Origin of the sequence: Mesorhizobium dulcispinae (assembly GCF_033977345.1) — a bacterium.
Lineage (GTDB): Bacteria > Pseudomonadota > Alphaproteobacteria > Rhizobiales > Rhizobiaceae > Mesorhizobium > Mesorhizobium dulcispinae.
This window is the reverse complement of sequence record NZ_JAVIIY010000007.1, coordinates 104,318-121,052: the sequence shown is the minus strand read 5'-3', so window position 1 is coordinate 121,052 and position 16,735 is coordinate 104,318. Positions and strand designations below refer to the sequence as shown.

Annotated in this window: 13 protein-coding genes; 6 read left to right on the top strand and 7 right to left on the bottom strand. The window is 64.9% G+C overall.

The window, feature by feature from the left end; all coding sequences use genetic code 11:
• The first annotated feature begins 60 nt into the window (after positions 1 to 60).
• Entirely contained in the window at positions 61 to 846 is a 786-nt protein-coding gene (locus RFN30_RS17065; RefSeq protein ID WP_192254852.1) for an IclR family transcriptional regulator, read from the top strand.
• 120 nt (positions 847 to 966) lie between these two features.
• Complete coding sequence (locus RFN30_RS17060; RefSeq protein WP_320263448.1) at positions 967 to 1,803, top strand: amidohydrolase family protein; 837 nt, start codon at positions 967 to 969, stop codon at positions 1,801 to 1,803.
• Between the two features lie 33 nt (positions 1,804 to 1,836).
• Here RFN30_RS17060 and RFN30_RS17055 read toward each other — a convergent pair whose 3' ends face one another.
• From RFN30_RS17055 to RFN30_RS17045, 3 genes are read right to left on the bottom strand one after another with little or no spacing between them, the layout of a single operon-like run.
• Positions 1,837 to 2,967, bottom strand: a complete 1,131-nt coding sequence (locus RFN30_RS17055) for an extracellular solute-binding protein (RefSeq protein WP_320263447.1) — start codon at positions 2,965 to 2,967, stop codon at positions 1,837 to 1,839.
• A 20-nt stretch (positions 2,968 to 2,987) separates the two neighbouring features.
• Positions 2,988 to 4,145 carry a CaiB/BaiF CoA transferase family protein gene (locus RFN30_RS17050; protein WP_430699056.1) on the bottom strand — a complete coding sequence of 386 codons (1,158 nt, stop codon included), beginning with the start codon at positions 4,143 to 4,145 and terminating at the stop codon, positions 2,988 to 2,990.
• A complete protein-coding gene (locus tag RFN30_RS17045; protein ID WP_320263245.1) occupies positions 4,145 to 4,696 on the bottom strand; it encodes a MaoC family dehydratase in 552 nt (183 codons plus the stop codon). The genes RFN30_RS17050 and RFN30_RS17045 overlap by 1 nt, the downstream gene beginning before the upstream one ends.
• A 542-nt stretch (positions 4,697 to 5,238) precedes the next feature.
• On the opposite strand from RFN30_RS17045, the gene RFN30_RS17040 reads away from it, so the two are divergent.
• A complete protein-coding gene (locus RFN30_RS17040) occupies positions 5,239 to 6,123 on the top strand; it encodes a GNAT family N-acetyltransferase (RefSeq protein WP_320263244.1) in 885 nt (294 codons plus the stop codon).
• 42 nt (positions 6,124 to 6,165) lie between these two features.
• On the opposite strand, the gene RFN30_RS17035 is transcribed toward RFN30_RS17040, so the two are convergent.
• The 3 genes from RFN30_RS17035 to RFN30_RS17025 all read right to left on the bottom strand — a co-directional run bounded on the left by RFN30_RS17035 (position 6,166) and on the right by RFN30_RS17025 (position 11,044).
• Positions 6,166 to 7,689, bottom strand: coding sequence for a hypothetical protein (locus RFN30_RS17035; RefSeq protein WP_320263243.1), 1,524 nt, complete (start codon positions 7,687 to 7,689; stop codon positions 6,166 to 6,168).
• Positions 7,690 to 7,754: 65 nt separating this feature from the next.
• Complete coding sequence (locus RFN30_RS17030; RefSeq protein ID WP_320263242.1) at positions 7,755 to 8,864, bottom strand: glycoside hydrolase family 5 protein; 1,110 nt, start codon at positions 8,862 to 8,864, stop codon at positions 7,755 to 7,757.
• Positions 8,865 to 8,884: 20 nt separating this feature from the next.
• Entirely contained in the window at positions 8,885 to 11,044 is a 2,160-nt protein-coding gene (locus tag RFN30_RS17025) for a GumC family protein (RefSeq protein ID WP_320263241.1), read from the bottom strand.
• 239 nt (positions 11,045 to 11,283) lie between these two features.
• On the opposite strand from RFN30_RS17025, the gene RFN30_RS17020 reads away from it, so the two are divergent.
• Together RFN30_RS17020 and RFN30_RS17015 are read left to right on the top strand one after the other, a co-directional pair.
• Positions 11,284 to 12,696: a lipopolysaccharide biosynthesis protein gene (locus RFN30_RS17020; RefSeq protein ID WP_320263240.1), complete on the top strand. Its 1,413-nt coding sequence runs from the start codon at positions 11,284 to 11,286 to the stop codon at positions 12,694 to 12,696.
• Positions 12,693 to 13,787, top strand: coding sequence for a glycosyltransferase family 4 protein (locus RFN30_RS17015; protein ID WP_320263239.1), 1,095 nt, complete (start codon positions 12,693 to 12,695; stop codon positions 13,785 to 13,787). Before RFN30_RS17020 ends, RFN30_RS17015 begins: the two co-directional genes overlap by 4 nt.
• Here RFN30_RS17015 and RFN30_RS17010 read toward each other — a convergent pair.
• Positions 13,773 to 15,269: a glucosamine inositolphosphorylceramide transferase family protein gene (locus RFN30_RS17010; RefSeq protein WP_320263238.1), complete on the bottom strand. Its 1,497-nt coding sequence runs from the start codon at positions 15,267 to 15,269 to the stop codon at positions 13,773 to 13,775. The genes RFN30_RS17015 and RFN30_RS17010 overlap by 15 nt on opposite strands.
• Before the next feature lie 261 nt (positions 15,270 to 15,530).
• Between RFN30_RS17010 and RFN30_RS17005 the strand changes: the two genes are divergently transcribed.
• The gene (locus RFN30_RS17005; RefSeq protein ID WP_320263237.1) at positions 15,531 to 16,688 is read left to right on the top strand and encodes a GNAT family N-acetyltransferase; all 1,158 of its coding nucleotides are present in this window, start codon (positions 15,531 to 15,533) and stop codon (positions 16,686 to 16,688) included.
• The last annotated feature ends 47 nt before the right edge of the window (positions 16,689 to 16,735 follow it).

Below are 16,735 nucleotides of genomic sequence, written 5' to 3'. Positions count from 1 at the left end.
TCTTCCCAATGAAGGCGCTCTTGCGTATATGAAGATGGAAATTCACCAGAGGGGCACCCGGTGCAGGACGACGAGGAAGACCGCTATCGCGCACCGGCACTGGACAAGGGGCTGGACATTCTGGAGCTGCTCGCCAGCGTCGATGGCGGCCTGACCCAGGCCGAGATCGCCAAGCGGCTCGACCGCAGCCCGAACGAGTTCTACCGGATGCTCGACCGGCTGGTGAAACGCGGCTACGTCACACGCCCCGACGGCGACCGCTATTCGCTGACGCTGAAGCTCTTCGGGCTCGGCCAGCTGCACGCGCCGGTGCGCAGGCTGGTCTCCTACGCCACCTCGATCATGCGCGAACTGGCCGAGACGTCGTGGCAGGCAAACCAGCTCGTGGTGTTCGACCGCGGCAGCGCCGTGGTCATCGCCCAGCAGGAAGCGCCGCGATACTGGGGTATCTCGATCCGCGTCGGCTCGCATATCAGCCTGTTCGACACCGGATCGGGACATGTGCTGCTGGCCTTCCGCTCGCCGGAAGAACGCGAGATGATGATCGCCGAGCATCTGCGCAGCAACGAGGAGATGAAGCTGTCGCCCGACTTCTTTGCTCGCCTCGACCAGGTGCGCGACCGCGGCTATGAGATGATGGCTTCGCTGCAGACGGCTGGCGTCTACAATCTGTCGGCGCCAGTGCTCGGTCCCGACGGACGCGGCATCGCCGCGCTCACGATACCCTATATTACCCTGGTCAATGCGCCGGCCGCGCCCGATATCACCAGGACCATCACGCTGCTCCAGGCCGCCGCGGCCCGTCTGTCGCAACTCGCTGGATCGGATGTGAGGTCGAAGGAGTAATTCTTATTTGAATGATGAATTCTCCCGTGAGAGGATCGAGTCCATGTTTTGATGCATGTCGTTTTCTCAAACCGCTGTAGGGTTTGGGCGGCATGCATGAGCGCGACAAGGGAGGAAGCCATGATCGTCGACACGCATCTGCACCTCATCGATAAGGCGGCGCTGCGCTATCCCTGGCTGTCCGGCGTGCCGGCGCTGGATCGCAACTTCTCCCACGATGAATATGCCACAGAGGCGCGCCGCGCGGGCATAGACCTGGCGCTGCATATGGAGGTCGACGTCGACCCTGCCGATATCGAGGCCGAGACGGTCCATGTCCAAGGACTGTCGAAGAAGCCCGGCAGCCTGGTGAGGGGCGCGATCGTGTCGTGCCGGCCGGAGGAACCCGGTTTCGCCGCCTGGCTGGACAAGGTGAAGGCCGATCCCTTCGTCAAAGGTTTTCGCCGCGTGCTGCATGTCGTGCCCGACGACGTTTCCGAGGGCACGCTTTTTCGTGAAAACATCAAGCGTATCGCCGGCAGCGGGCTGACGTTCGATCTCTGCGTCCTGCCGAGGCAGATGATGCAGGCCATTGCGCTCGTCGATCTGGCGCCGGACGTGCAGTTCGTCCTCGATCATTGCGGCGTGCCCGACATCAAGGGCAAGGACGAGCATCCATGGCGCGAGCAGATCGACGCGATCGCGCGGCGCCCCAATGTCGTCGGCAAGATTTCGGGCGTCGTCGCCTATGCCGATCCCGCGACCTGGACCGCGGAGACGCTGCGGCCCTATGTCGAGCACACGATCGCAAGCTTCGGCTGGGATCGCGTCGTGTGGGGCAGCGACTGGCCCGTCTGCACGCTGGGCGGCGGACTGCTCGGCTGGGTGGCGGCGACGCATGCGCTCATCGTCGGCGCGAGCGAGACCGAGCGCACAAAGCTGCTCTCCGGCAACGCGAAGAAGCTCTGGCGACTGTAAGGCCCCCACCGCCGAGCAGGCTAGGTATATGCATTAGCCGGCCGCAACGGCCGGCGCGAAACTCTCACGAAAAAGGCGGTTGATATCGGCGACGACGCAGCTTGCGTCCTGCCGGTCGGCAAGGCCTGCGTTGAGGCGGTCGGATGCCGCCTGCTGGAACGCCATGTAGCCGTCATGGCGAGGGCGCACCCAGGCGCCCTCCAGCGTCGCCCGCGTGCCGCGATAGAAGTCGCCGGTCGCGGCGTTGACGGCAGCGTCCTCCCAGGCGGCAGCATGGCCGGGCTGGCCGCCGCCGGCGGCATAGGGGCCGCGTTGCACATCGCCGCTGGCGATCCAGTAGGCGAAGTCGATCGCTTCCTTGCCGGCCGCGGAGAAGGCCGAGACGGCGATGCCGGTGCCGCCGAGGGCGGAGCCGACCGGACCGTTGCCGCCCACGGACGGCATGTCGCAAAAGGCCAGCCGGTTGGGGCGGAACCCGGCTTTCGCATAGGGCACGTAGCCGTAGATCAGCGGCGCGCAGGCGATGCGCGAGCCGGCTTCGGCCATTTTCTCGAACACCGCGATCGGGTCCATCGTCAGGCATTCGGGGTCGACGAGTGCCGCGATCTCACGCAGCATCTCGACGACAGTTTCGCCGGTCTCGGGATCGACCAGATCGTCCGGGCCTTCGACAACACAAGGCCGACCGAGATCGGCGGCTAAAGTGAAGAAGCACATCAGCGAATGCGGCGGCCTGAGCGGCAGAAGCACGCGGCCCTGCTCAGCAAGCTCCAGCACTTCGGTCCAGATCGTCGGCGCGGCCTCGATCAGGTCGGGCCGCCAGGCCTCCACCTGGGTCGCGGCATCGATCGGAAAGGCCCACTGGCGCCCCTGCCAGTTGTAGCTCGGATAGGATCGGCCGACGCTTGCCCTCGCCAGCGCCTCGCGCTCCGCCTCGCGGCCCGGCACGTCGAGCGGCGCCAGGCATTTTTCAGCGGTGATCTGGCCGACATGCGGATGATCGATGACGATCAGGTCATAGGCGCGAGCGAGTTCTTCCACCGGAAAGGACTCGAAATCCTGCAGCGAGCGCTTCTCCCATTCGATCGAAACGCCGGTCTTTTCCTGCCAAAGCCTGGAGCAGGCGATCATCGGATCGTAGCCGCGCGGATGGTTCCAGGTCATGCCTTTCAACGACACACCACTCACAGGCCAAACTCCGCGCGGATTTTTGCGCTGTGCTCGCCGACCAGTGGCGCTGCCCGCTCGACCCTGGCGCGCACGCCGTCGACCCTGAGCGGTGAGCGGGTGGTGTGGATCGTAACGCCGTCCTCGCGCGTCACGGTCTGCAGCAGGTCGAGCGCCTTGAAACCGTCGCTCTCCAGCACCTCCTTCCAGTTCAGCACCTTGGCGCACCAGATGTCGGCCGGCTCGAGGATCGCCAGCCATTCGTCGACCGATTTCTGCGCGATGCGTTGCGCGATGATCGCCTTGATCTCGTCGCGCGCGGTGAACCAGGTCGACGGCTGGTCGCGGTAGGGTGCCAGCGCCTCGATCTCGAGCAGGTCGGCCAGTTTCGGGATCGGCGTCATGGCGATCGCCAGAAAACCGTCCTTTGCCGGATAGACGCCGTAGGGCGCCGCGAGATAGGCATGAGCGCTGCGGAAGGACGAGCGGCGCGGCAGGCGCCTTCCATCGTTGAGGTGCGTCGTCAGGACCTCGAACTGGAAGTCGATCAAGGCCTCGAGCAGGCTGGTCTCGACATGGCCGCCCTGGCCGCTGATGCCGCGCCGGACAAGTGCCGCTAGGATGCCTTGCGCGCAGGCCGCACCAGCCAGCATGTCGGCGATCGCCAGGCCGAACGGCACCGGACCCTGATCCTCGTCGCCGTTCAGCCACATGACGCCGGAGCGCGCCTGGGCGAGCAGGTCCTGGCCCGGACGCTTCACCCACGGGCCTTCCTCGCCATAGCCGCTGATCGAGGCATAGACCAGGCGCGGGTTGAGCGTGCGCACATGCTCATAGTCGAGGCCGAGCCGCTCGATGACGCCGGGACGGAAATTCTGGATCAGCACGTCTGCTTTCGCAAGCAGCCCGCGCAGCGCTTTCAGGTCTTCCTCGTTCTTCAGATCGGCGGCAAAACTTTCCTTGGCGCGGTTGATGGCGTGGAAGATGGTGGAATCGCCGCCGATCTCGGTGTCGCTGAGATAGAGCCGGCGCGACAGGTCGCCACCGTCGGGCCGCTCGATCTTGATGACGCGGGCGCCGAGGTCGAGCAACCTCAGCGAGCAGTAAGGTCCCGACAGGAACTGGCTCATGTCGACAACGACAAGGCCGGACAGCGGCAGGTCGGCGGCCATCATCACTTCTCCGTCTTGCCGGCGAAGTCGGCCGGATTCTTGTATTTCACCGTCTGCAGATGCTCGCAGTAGAGCACCAACTCGCCTTCGCCCTTGAACACTTCGTAGCTGGCGCGGATCAGCCCCATGTCCTTGTAACGGGGTTTCTTCTCCATGTTGGTGCGGATCGAATAGATGGTCTCGCCGATGAAGACCGGCTTTATGAAGCGCAGCTTGTCGTAGCCGTAGGAAAAGGCGTTGACGCAATTGGTGGCGACGAGGCCGAGGCCGGCGGAGAAGACGAACGCGCCCGCCACAAGACGCTTGCCGAAAATGCCTTCGCGCTCGGCGAACATCTGGTCCTGCACGTAGGGGTGGATGTCGAGCACCAGGGTGTTGAAGAGATGGCTGTCGCCTTCGGCCATGGTGCGGCGGAGCGAGCGGATCTTCTGGCCGACCGGCCAATCCTCGTAGAACCAGTTTTCGGCGTTCCACACCGGCAGCTCGGCGTGATCGGCCGGCATGTCTGAAGGGCGTGTCGAAGCGACGCCGACGGTCGGCGGGAAGCTGGTCATTATCCTGGTCGTCCGCTGCCGGAGAATAGGCCGCGCCGTCCGGGCAGGGCCGGAGCCGGACGCGATCGATCCTCCCCAAATTTTCTCTTGTGAAGATTATGTTCACATATGAGATTTCGGTACAAGCGGTATCATGCAGAAATTTGCCCGTTGAGCCAAACCGGTTTGCTCGGCTGCGCGAAGCACTGCGAAGGCTCCGGCCCCCGCCCCGCAGCCGACTGCAGTAGGGCTCCGGCGCCAGGGTGCCGGCTGTTGCATTGGTGCGCGAAGGTTCGCCGCGGGCCTGCCTTCAGGCGATCCAGGAAACCGTGTGGAGGTTCTGTCCAGAAATACCCGGGAAGAAATATTAGTTGATTCTACAACTCTTATCTGCCGTAACGGTTGTAAAGCTTGGCTTGCTGGTTGTGCGCAGGGAGCGCGACGCGGCATCGCCGAATACGGCCAATAAAATTCGCGTCGACGGCAGTGTAATTCGTTAGTAATCGATCGTCAGGATAATACGGACACAGATCATATCCGGTGCCTTATTTCTTGAGTCGACTATGGCGGTTCTCGGTGCATTTCCTCCCGGTGTCGGCTGCCGACCCTTCGACGAGGGAGATTGGGCGGGCGTGGCGGATTGCCTGCACAGGGGCTTTCCGGAACGCAGCCACGGCTATTGGATCGAGGCGCTGACCCGCCTGTCGCAGCGGCCCGCCGTCGCCGATTTTCCGCGCTACGGTTTCGTCCTCGAGAAGTCGGGCCGGATCGTCGGCGCCGTGCTGACGCTCTATGCCAGGCACAGGGGCGTGGATGGCGACGAAATCCGCTGCAATCTCTCGAGCTGGTCCGTGGATGCGGAGTTCCGACCCTATGCCAGCAGGATGATCGCCACGGTCATCATGCGCAAGGACGTGGTCTACACCAATATTTCGCCATCGCCGGGGACGGTGAAGCTCAACAAGGCATTCGGGTTTCGCCTGTTTTCCGGCGGCCAGATGGCCTTCTTTCCCGTTCTGAGTGCGATGCCGCGCCCGGACCGTGTGCTCGAAGCCCATGCGGACCTCGCCGAAATGGCTGAGCTCACCGACAATGAGAAATACATACTGCTCGAGCATGCCGCGTTGGGCTGCCTGTCGCTGATCTGCATCTGCGACGGCCTGGCGTTGCCGCTTGTCCTGAAGCCGCGCCGGATATTGCATGGCATCATGCCGTGCTGCCAGGTCGTCTACTGCCGCTCCCACGCGGATCTGGTCCGCTGCGCCGGGGCCGTGGGGCGCTTTCTCCTGCGGCGCGGGCAGCTGCTTTGCCTCGTCGATGCGATGGCCCCGGTTCCGGGTCTCTCCGGCAGGTATTTTCCGAAGAAGGGGATCAAGTATTTCAAGGGCCCGAAATCGCCTTCGCCGGGAGACCTGACGTTCACCGAGATGGTGCTGTTCGGTTCCTGAACGAAGTCGCGAAGCTGGCCTGGAATCCAGCCGATCCGAACGTCAGCCCGCTGCTTCGGCTCTTGCCGCCGCGGCCATGCGCCAGCGTGTTCCGAGCGAGATGCCCACGAGCAAAAGGCAGAAGGCGAGGGCGAGAGGGGAGTAAAACGCCTCCTCCTGCAGCACCGCGTTGGCCGATATGGTGACGATGCCGACAAAGCCGAACAGGAAATCAGGGTCGCCGGTTTGGATGAGCTGCCGCCGCAATGCCACGGCCAGCGCCGCCAGGAAGCCGAAGAAGACGAGACTGCCTACGCCCATCTGGTAAAGCATGACGCCGACCGCGCTCTCGACCGGCACGGAGGCGGCGCCCTCGGCCTGAGCACTTTGCCAATTGAGATTGATGCTCGTGCTCGACAGGTTGCCGCCGAGACCCAGTCCTTGGCCGAGCGGGTTAGCCAGGAAGTCGCGCATGCCGGCGATCAGGCCGAGGACGTGATAGTCGCCATGCGTGGCGCCATAGGCGATCGCCGCGGTCGTCCAGACCACGGCCAGGGCGATCACGGCCAGGAGCGCCAGACCGGCGCGGGAAGGGCGGTAGATGAGCCGCACGGCAATCGCAACGAAGAGCAGGAAGGTCGCTCCCTTGGAGCCGATGACCAGCAGGAGCGGCAAGGCGGCGAGAGGCAGCAACCATCGTCCTTTGAACAGCAGCCAGGCCGAAATGATGCTCAAGGCGTAAGCGTAACTGATTGGATGGAAGTTCGGTCCGCCGATGCGGAAGACGCTGGGCAGGATGTCGTTGAACAGCGGCGTGTTGAAGAAGGTCGTGGTCATCACGTCCTCGATCCCGCGGTAAACGAAACCCGTTTCCTGGAGCGCCTTTTCCCACACGCCGGTCTCGACCTGCCGCGATATGCTGCGCTCGACATATTGGTCGCCATGGAAGAGGCCGAGGAAATCCATGGTGAAGGTCAGTTCCGCATAGCCATAGACGATCGCGCCGGCGCCGAGCCAGAGCATGCTCTTGCGCAGATCGAGCGGATAAAGGCTGGCGGCGAGGACCGCGACGTGAAAGCAGGCGAGCGGCGTGATGGTATTGCGGAAATAGACGACCGCGTCCTTCGGGCCGCCATGCACGACGCCGAGGGCGAAATAGAAGCAAACCGTGCCGCACAGCACCATGCTGAGAAGCAGCCACGGACGCAATTCGGTCAGCGCGCGGACGCGGTACTGAAAAGAGGCAGCCAGAAAAATGCCGAACGCGGTCATCAGGATGATGAAATTGGTGCCGCGCAGCGCGTCGAAAGTGTCGTTGTCGGGGATGTAAGGGGTGAACCAGGCGACTACGAGGTTCTGGTAGAGGAAGGCGCAGATGATCAGCACGGGAACGCCCGAAGGCATTGCGTTCGCAATCATCAGCGTCAGCACGAAGGTCGCGGCAACCCCGAAGGGAGTCCACACAGCAAAGGAGGAGACGGCGAGCGCAACGACGAGCAAGGCCGTGCCGACATGCAGCAGGGCTTCGGGCGTGTCGCGGCGCGGCATGCCTGGTTGGGCAGGCGAATAGGCCTGCGTCGTGCTCATCGCTGGCCCGCTCCGGTCATTGCCTGCCCCAGCAAGCGTTCATGACGCCTGTCGTCCACGTCCCGCTAGCCTCCGAGCAGCGCGGCAATCATCGAGCCGTCGAACCCTTCGACGCTCCGCCTGCTCCTGATGAAGCCGAAGCCCTGATCGAGCTCCCAATAGGTCCATGCCACATGGTTCGCCTCAGCCGCCTCGCGCACGGCGCGCACCCAGGAGGCGCGGCTTTCGGCGTCCACGCAGAAATTGAGCACGCCGAACTCGTTCAGCATGACCGGGCAGCCGTGGGTCGCGGACCAGCGCGCCAGATCGGCAAAGTCCTGGGCGATCCGCGCCGCCGTCCAAGGCGCCGACAACTCGTCCTCAACGAGCTTGGCTGCCTCTTCGTCGCCCGCCGCGCGTAATTTGGAAAGCAGCCCGTTCACCGCCGCCGTTTCCTTGCTTGCGGGAAAGGGCAGGTTTGCGATGCGGGCAAGCGGCGATGCACCCCAGTTCTCGCACTGGTGGGTGAAGGCCATGGGCGCGTAGTAGTGAACGGCGGCAATCTGGTTGTCGTCGGCGAGCGGCGGCGTGTCGGCGATTTCCCAGATGCCCTGAAACCGTGCCGGTCCCCAGACCAGCGTGTGGAGCGGGCAGTTTGCTCGCAGCGTTGCGGCGATCCGTTCTCGCAGCGCCAGCCATGCGCTCCGTTCCAAGGGCGGCTCGTTCAGCAGCTCCGGATAGACCGACTGCGCCGGCAGATCGGCAACGACGACACGCAGGGCCATCCAGGCCTGAAGCACCCTTTCGCCCGCGGCCTCGGGATCGTTTCGGAAAGCCGCCACCAGCTCGCCCGAGGGGTGCATGTCGAGGAGGACCGAAAAGCCGAAGCCGACAAGGTCCCTGATCCCGTTCTGGATGCGGCGAAGCGATGCGGGGTCACCACCGGAGACGAGATCGGCGTTTACCGGCAGCCGGATCGTCTCGAACCCCGCCTGGCGCAGCTTCTCAAGCGTGGCCGTGGCGGGAGCAGACCCACTGTCGCGGTCGAGCCATCCCGGGAGGTTGAAGCCGCGCGACGGGACACGGGCATCGGCCGTAGCCAGCGCGACGGACCGTGGCAGAGGGGAGGTGGCGAGAAGGGTCCCGGCGGCAAGAGCCAGCGCATGCCGCCGCGACACCTTGGGCGGCGATGTCATCGATCCACCCCGTCCACCGCCTACCCCCGGGCGGCGGCGCTACGGCGCTGTTCGCCGGCCGCTCGCGGTCCGTCGGTTGCCCCGGCCGGTCGCGCGCTGTCCGGAGCGACGACAAGGGTGGCGCTGCGGCCGATCTGGCCGGCGCCGAATTTATGTGCAAGCAGCGTGGCGGCTTCCGAAGGCTGCTCCGAAGGGGCAAGCGCGAGAAGCGCAAGATCGGCCTTGGCGAAGAGTTCCGGAGTCCAGCCGTTCTCGTTGAAGGAAGGCGCGATCACGAGCACGAAATCGAACGCGCTTCCGGCCTCCGCCAGAATGCCGCGGAAGGTGCTGCGATCCGCAACGCCGGGGCCTTTCTCCGCCACAGAGCTGCACACGACGGTCTGCAGGCCGGTCGCGCCGTCGATGAACAACCCGGCTCCGTCCGTCGTCGAGTTGGACAAGTGATCGCCAATTTCCACCATCAGCACATTCTGATCGGCCCGCTGCATGCCGATGCCCAGCATCGCGCCCGCGATCCTTGCCTCGAAACTGCTGCGGATCGAAGACACAAGGATGACAAAGGGTTTGCCATGGTCGTTCAAGTGCAGGACCATCTGCCGCATGATCTTCAGCACGTCGAGTGACAGCGTTTCGTTTCCGGTCTGGAACAGCTGCTTCCTGATCGCCTTGATGTTGGAATAGGCGGTCCCGCCGGCAACGCCAGGCAGGCGGTACTCGCCGAAATTGGCCGGCATCGGCAACGGCCGGGGGCTGGCAGGCATGCCGTCCTTCCTGTCCGCGACCGGTTCAGCCGCGACTTCCTTCGGTGCCAGCGGATCCTCTTCCACCCGCGGGATCGGACCAAGCGCCAGAGCGAGGCCGCATCCGGCGAGGAGCCCCAGAACGGCGCTCACCAAGAGAAGCAGGACCGGCTTCGGCCAAGTCGGCTGCACGGGCGGCGAGGCGACGCCGATCTTGCGCGCCTCGGAGGTCTGCACGCCCTGCATCTGGGATGTTTCCTGCGCGCGCTTGAGATAGTCGTCGAGCACCGCGCGGGCGGCCTGAGCCTTCGATTCCAATTGCCTGAGCTGCACCTGCGCGATGTTCGAGTTCGTCGACTGCTGGCGCAGGGCTTCGAGCTTGTCCTGCAGCTTCCCGACATTCTGCACCGCGAGGTCGTAGCTGGCCTTCAATTGCTGCCTTATGCGATCCGCCTCGGCGGCCATCAGCCGCTGCAACCGCTCCAGCTCGGACTGAAGCCGCCCGATCGTCGGGTGACGCGGCCCGTACATGGTCTGCAGGCTGGCAAGCTCGGTGGCGCGCTGGTTGTAGTCGTCGCGCAATTTGATGGCCGAGGTGGAGGTCAGAATGTCCGCAAGCTTGGAGAGTCCGGCCGGCGAGTTGCCCGCGGCCAGCGCCTGGTTGTAGCGGTCCTTGGCCTGATCGGCGTCGCCCTGGGCGGCGATCAGCTGCGCCGTGAGCTGATCGAGCTGCGACTGCAGCGTGCCGCCATCCGTCGAGTTGACGATATTGTGTTTCGTCTTGAAATCCTCGACCGCCCGCTCGGCGTCGCTGACGTCCTTCTGCAAGCCGGAGATCCTGTCCGTGAGCAGCGTGTTCACGTCGCTGTTGGCGGTCTCGCGTTCTCCCACGAGGCCTGCCCGGTACTGGTCGACGATGGCATTGGCGATGCGCGCGGCCTTTTCCGGCGACGGCGACGTGAAGCTGACATTGATGACATAGGTCAGCCCTTCGCGCTCCACAGAGACCTTGTTCAGGAAGCGCTTGAAGGCGGCGTCCTGAGGCGAGCCCGCGCCGGCTCCGAACAGCGACAGCAGACGCGACATGAGGCCGACGCCGGCGAACTCCGGATCGCTGTCGAGCTTCTGGCTTTTGAAGACGGTGCCGAGCAGGTCAGGCGACTGGATGACGAAGACCTGGCTGGCGATGGCGGCGCTGTCGGAGCCGATCCCCGGAAGCACGTTGTTGAAATTGGTCGCGCGCGTGTCGCGGGGGTCGATCAGTATCGAGGCCGTTGCCGTATAGCTCGGTTTGGTCACCGCAAGATAGGACAGCGCCAACAACAATGCCGCGCTGGCGATGGCAAGCACCATCACGCGGCGCGCCCAAAGAATGGCCCACACGGCACCTATGTCGAACAGCGGCGGGAGAGTGCGCTCGTCGATCCTGGCTGGCTTCATCAATTTTCCTCGCGCGGAGCCGCGACCTCACGACCTCACTCGTCTCCACATTATTAAGGATTATCGTTAGCCATCGGTTAAGGGTGGCGGCGTGACGATGCGTTCGGCGCGGGCGATGCCGGTAACCATGCGAAGCGTTCGCGCTGGCGCGCTTGCGGCATTTTGCTTATGCAGGATCGGGTTTTGAGCGTCGTCGTAGGTGCGGGGTAGCCCATCGCCGATCGTCTCAGGAGGCGAGGTTGAAGGACAATACAGGGAACCGCGAGGCCGCCCCGGGGGCAGCGGCCAGTCCGGCGACCGACATGCGCATGTCGATCACGGCCCTCGCCAAGAGCGGCGCCGTGGCCGGCTTCATCAAGCTGGCCAGCGCGGGCCTGTCCTTCCTCATGTTCGTGGCCGTGGCCATGGTGACGAACGAACGCGAGTTCGGCCTCTACAGTGCCACCTATGCCGGCGCGAGCCTGGTTTCCTTCTTCGCTTCGGTAGGTCAGCAGAGCACCGTGCTCAGGTTCTGGCCTCAATACGCCGGGTTGGGCGATCTCGGCTCGGCTCACGGGCTGATGGCGCGCGCCATTCTCGTGGCGCTGGCCGGGCTGATCGGCACCAGCCTGCTCATCGTCGCGGTGGGATTCCTGCCCTTCATCGGCCGGGGAACGCCGGAATGGCTGCCGCTGTGCGTGGCGGCCGCGGTGCTGTCGTTCTCGCTCGGCTGGTCGGAGTTCACCTCCGGCGCTTTCAGGGCCAAGAACGCGCTGATATCCGGCCTGTTGCCGCGCGACATCATTTGGCGCGCCGCGACGATTGCCGCCGTCGCGGGGCTGCACTTCATGCATGTGAGGATCGATGCGGTCGCCGCGACATATCTGACGGCACTGTTGCTCATCCTCTCGGTCGTCCCGCAAACAATTGTCCTGGTGCGCGACACGGTGCGGGCGGATCGTGGCGGTCTCACGGAAGGGCAGAAGCAGGAATTCAAGACCGTGACGCTCGGCCTGTGGGGCGTCACCTCGCTGCCGCCCGCCCTCGGCCAGGTCAGCACGCTGCTCGTGGCGATGATCCTGGGGCCAGAAGCGGCGGGCGCGATCTTCGTGGCGGACCGGACCACGCGTTTCGTCACCCTTGCCCTCAACGGCATCAACCAGGCGCTGGCGCCCCAGATATCGGCCGCCTTCTACAGCGGCGACAGGGCTCACGTTCAGCGCATCACCAGTCTTGCCGCGCTCGGCGGCTCGGCCATTGGACTGTGCGTGCTGGCGGCGTTCTGGATATTCGGCAACTTCATCCTGTCGATATTCAATCCGGCCTATGCGACGCCGACCATGAGGACGACGCTCGTCATCTTCGGCATAGGGGCGACCTTCGGCACTGCCTGCGGCCCGATCGAAATCCTGTTGCAGTTGACCGGCCTGCAGCATGCGCTGTTCAAGGTGCTGGTCGTCGTCAACATCGCCGGGCTTTGCGTGACGGCCGTGGCAACCTACTACCTCGGACCCATAGGCGCGGCGCTCAGCATTGCCGGAACGGTTGTCGCCTGGACGAGCTTGGGGGTATTGATCGCCCGGCGCAGAATCGGCATCAACCCGTCGATCCTCGGCTTGTCCCTGGACAGGATCGCGCTCGTTCCGCTTCTGCTGCTGAAGGGGCGCACGTGAAGATCGTCCAGGTGCAGACCCAGGCCGAGGCAGCGGGGGCGCAGCGCATCTCCGACATGGTGGGCGAAGGATTGCGGGCGCGCGGGCACGAGGTGCGTACCGTCTTCATGTATCGCAAGACCGATGCCTATGACCGCGATCCCAATGCGGATTTCATCCTGGTGGAACGCCCGCACGGATTGCCCGGGCAGATCCGGGCGACCATCGGCCTGGCGCAGTATCTGCGCGTGGCACGCCCCGACGCCGTCATCACTTACCAGCACTACGGCAATATCTTCGGCACGATCGGCGCCCGGCTGGCCGGCGTCAGGCACATCGTCGCAAACCAGAGCGGCGCCCCGCACAGCAGGGGCGTCATGGGTCTCCTCTCCCAGATCGACAAGCTGATGGGCACGGTCGGCCTCTACCAGGCGAATGTCGTCAATTCCGGCTGGACGGAAGCGCAGTTCGACCGCTATCCGCGCTCCTATCGGCGGCGTATGCACCGCATCGATCACGGCGTTCCCGCACCGGGCGAGGAATTCGACAAGGCGGCGGCGCGTGCCGCCTTCGACCTGCCGCAGAACGTATGGCTCGCCGTATCGTCCGGCCGGCTGACGCGCATGAAGAACCAGATCGCGCTTGTCGGCGCGCTCGACGGACTGCCCGACGTCCATGTCGCGCTCGCCGGCGCGGGGCCGGAGCGCGAGGCGCTCGTCGCCTTTGCCGAAAGCCGCGGCGTCGCCGACCGCCTGCATCTCGTCGGCGAGGTTCCGCCGGCGCGCATCTTCGAGTTCCTCGCGGCCGGCGACGCCTATGCGTTTGCCTCGATGACGGAGACCTTCGGCCTCGCCTGCGTCGAAGCGGCCATTTCCGGGCTGCCGGTCGTTGCGAGCAACCTCGACGTCTTGCGCGAGGTGCTGACCGCGGAGGACGGCTCACCCGCGGCGCTGTTCGTCGAGGCCGACGCCGCCGGCATGGCCAGGGGACTTGGCGATCTGCTCGCACGGCCGGAGTTCAACGCCAGGCTTTCGGCGGCGGGAAGGCGGTTGCGGGACAAATATTCGCCGGCCAGGATGTGCGCAGGCTACGAAGCGTTACTTCTTGCCTGACCGCTTGCGCACCGCGGCAATCCCGTCGATCACCTCCAGCCGGCCCGCCCGGTTGAGCGTGTGGATTTTCGGATAGGGCCAGTCACCGGCAGCATCGATGGGCCGGGGCGCCGCGAGCCGGACCGCATGCTGGCTGAGTTCCAGCAGCTCGGACAAGCCAAGCCCGCCGCCGTAACCCAGCGTCCCGTCCTGAGCCGGAAGAAGCACGCGGCCGTCGCGGTTGCGGACGAAGGCTCCGCCGGGGCGGGCCATCCGATGATCAATCAGGATCGGGTTCGCCGGATGCGGCCGCCACGGGCCGCCGAGGGCAAGGGCCGAGAAAACCACCAGCGTATCGGACGTGCTTCCATGGCCGTCCCGATCCGTGGCGAACAGCCAGAGCATGCCGTCCTGCTCGAACAAGGTGGCATCGGAAATCTCGCCTTCCACCAGCACGGTCTCGGGCATCCAACGGTCCGGGAAGCCCGAGGCGCGGTAGAGCATGAGCCTGCCGCTGGCGCTCGCCTCCGGCAGCATCCAGATCGCGCCGTCGTGCTCGAATACTTGCGGGTAGGAGAGGTGGTGCGTCTCCTCCAGCACGACCCGAGGCTTTTCAGGAATGCCGCTTGAATCAAATGGGACAACGGAGATGACGGCCTTGCCGGTCGCGTGCGGATAATCCTCGACGAACACGAAGGGCCGGCCCTGCCACCAGAAGGGGAACGGATCGGCGTAGAAATGATCGCCGGGGTCCGGCAGCACCGACCAGCCGGTGCCGAGCTTGCCCGTGTCGGCGACGCCCGGCGCATCGGCAAAGCGATAGCCGACACGCCAGTGCGCGTGGCGGAAGCGCGCGCGCCGAAGCGCTTCCCGGCCAAGCCGCGGAAGCGCCGCGCCGAGATAGGCGGATGTGAAGCGGCCTCGCTCGCCGCGACCATGGATTGCAGCAACTGTCTCCCGTGGCAGCCGGTCCGCGGCGAACGCGCGCGCGAGCGATTGAACCAGAGTGATGGCGCGGGCGAGCACGTCCTCGGTGCCGAGCGCGGTGGATTCGCGTTTGTCGACCATCGGCCGCGCCTGGCCCACCACCGTCTTGTTGTCGAGCACGGCCTCGATCACCGGCAGCCTGCCGGCCGCGACGGCAATTGCCGCCTGGAGATCGGCGCTGGATCCGTCGAACCGAAGGCCGATGGTCGGAACATTCGAGGGCGCCGCGTCGCCGGCAAGGTCGAGCCTCAACGCGGCAGGGCGGTTGCCGGGCCGGGCCGGAATCGCTTGCACCGCGGAGCCGAGAAGCGGTCCGCGCCGGTGGAAGAGACGTTGCTCGAACCGGAAGGCGGCTTTTGCCGCGGCCGGCCAGATCGCCGGGCCGGGCTGATGCGCTACCGCGACATCGTGGCCGTCCGCTTCCAGCCGCTCTATGGCGACCTGCTGCCAACGGCGGGGCGCCGATTGCGGAACAATGACCTCGATCGCCAGCATGTCATTCCCGTCCGAGTCCATGTCCGTTCGGTTCCCGATAACAAGGAGACGAAAGACTGGCCGAAAATGCTTACATCGGGGTTACATGCAAAGTCCGACTTGTACTTTCGCGGCGAAATTCTTGACTGCCTGGCCCGATGCGGCTTTAGGAGCGTCCAGTCGCTGTGCAACGCAACATTAGCACTTTGCGCATATACCAAGATTCCAACAATCCCGGCGATCGATCTTGACCTGAAGGCCAAGACGTCGTCGATAAGCCGCAGTCTCGCCGGTTCGGATCACATGTTTGAAGTCACTGCCGAGGATGCGTTCGATTTCCGTTCGACGGAATACGCCGAGCTCTTCGCCAGCTCGGCGGCGACCGCGTTTCAGCATCCCATATGGCTCGCGCAACTCTATGAGAGGCTCGTGCGGCAAGGCGTCGCCGCGCCGCTGATCATCGTCGTACGGGCGCGTGCGAGCGGAAAGCTCGCGATGGTCCTGCCGCTGGTGAGGCGCCGCTACACTCTGCTCAAAGTCGTGGAATTCGCGGATATGCGGGTTTCGGACTATGTCTCGCCCGTCGCCGACGAGGAGACCTTCGCCCGCATTGTCGCCGACAGCCGCACGGTTGCCGCCATCCGTAAGCATCTTCGGCCATACGATCTCCTGCGCATCGGCAAGCTGGCGGACCGCTCGCTGGCGATGGAGCGGCTGCTTGGCATCGACAAGCGCGACAGCATGGGCATGAGCGCCTATACCAGCAAGCTGGAGCCGACATTCGCCGGCTGGCGCGAGCATCGGCTGGACCAGTCCTATCGCAAGGAGCTCGACAAGAAATCCCGGCAGCTCAACCGGATGGGCGAGGCGCGTTTCGAATGCGTCGACGGCCCGGCCGCCATCCGCACGACGTTCGATGCCCTCAAGCTCTATCGCGGCAAACGCTTCGACGGCAGCAACGGTCCCGCCGACCTTTTGCAACTGCCGTCCTATTTCGATTTCTATCTGGCCGTTGCCAACGAAGGATGCGGCGGCTTCGCCCGCACCTATGCATTCTGGATGAACGGCCGGCCGATCGCCGGCGCGCTTGGGCTAGAGCACCGTGGCTCGCTGCTGGTCATCCTCGGCGGCTTCGACGAGGCCGGCTACCGGAAGCAGTCGATCGGCAGCCTGATGTTCGAGCAGATCGCCCGCGACTGCATCGAGCGCGGCGACCACCATCTCGATTTCACCATCGGCGACGAGCCCTACAAGCGCGTCTTCGGCGGCCGGCCTTCACCGATGTGGCAAGTCTACCGCGCGGGGAGTCCGCTCGGCTATGCGGCACATCTGACGGTGGAGAAAATGCCGGCGGCCAAGACGCTGGCGCGGCGTATCCTGGAGGCCGCGCATGTCAAGAAGGCCAAGCCTTCTGCCGTCATGGTGCAGCCGGCCACCGATGAGGCTGCAGAGTCGTCCTGAAATCTGAACGATTGAAGCGCACCAGGCCTGACGCCCAACGCGCTTCT

Excerpts from the sequence above, each read along its gene's own strand:
- RFN30_RS17035 (WP_320263243.1), bottom strand. The coding sequence starts at position 7,689 with ATGAGCACGACGCAGGCCTATTCGCCTGCCCAACCAGGCATGCCGCGC.
- RFN30_RS17005 (WP_320263237.1), top strand. The coding sequence starts at position 15,531 with ATGTTTGAAGTCACTGCCGAGGATGCGTTCGATTTCCGTTCGACGGAA.
- RFN30_RS17060 (WP_320263448.1), top strand. The coding sequence starts at position 967 with ATGATCGTCGACACGCATCTGCACCTCATCGATAAGGCGGCGCTGCGC.
- RFN30_RS17055 (WP_320263447.1), bottom strand. The coding sequence starts at position 2,967 with ATGACCTGGAACCATCCGCGCGGCTACGATCCGATGATCGCCTGCTCC.
- RFN30_RS17010 (WP_320263238.1), bottom strand. The coding sequence starts at position 15,269 with ATGGACTCGGACGGGAATGACATGCTGGCGATCGAGGTCATTGTTCCG.
- RFN30_RS17025 (WP_320263241.1), bottom strand. The coding sequence starts at position 11,044 with ATGAAGCCAGCCAGGATCGACGAGCGCACTCTCCCGCCGCTGTTCGAC.
- RFN30_RS17030 (WP_320263242.1), bottom strand. The coding sequence starts at position 8,864 with ATGACATCGCCGCCCAAGGTGTCGCGGCGGCATGCGCTGGCTCTTGCC.
- RFN30_RS17040 (WP_320263244.1), top strand. The coding sequence starts at position 5,239 with ATGGCGGTTCTCGGTGCATTTCCTCCCGGTGTCGGCTGCCGACCCTTC.
- RFN30_RS17045 (WP_320263245.1), bottom strand. The coding sequence starts at position 4,696 with ATGACCAGCTTCCCGCCGACCGTCGGCGTCGCTTCGACACGCCCTTCA.
- RFN30_RS17050 (WP_430699056.1), bottom strand. The coding sequence starts at position 4,145 with ATGATGGCCGCCGACCTGCCGCTGTCCGGCCTTGTCGTTGTCGACATG.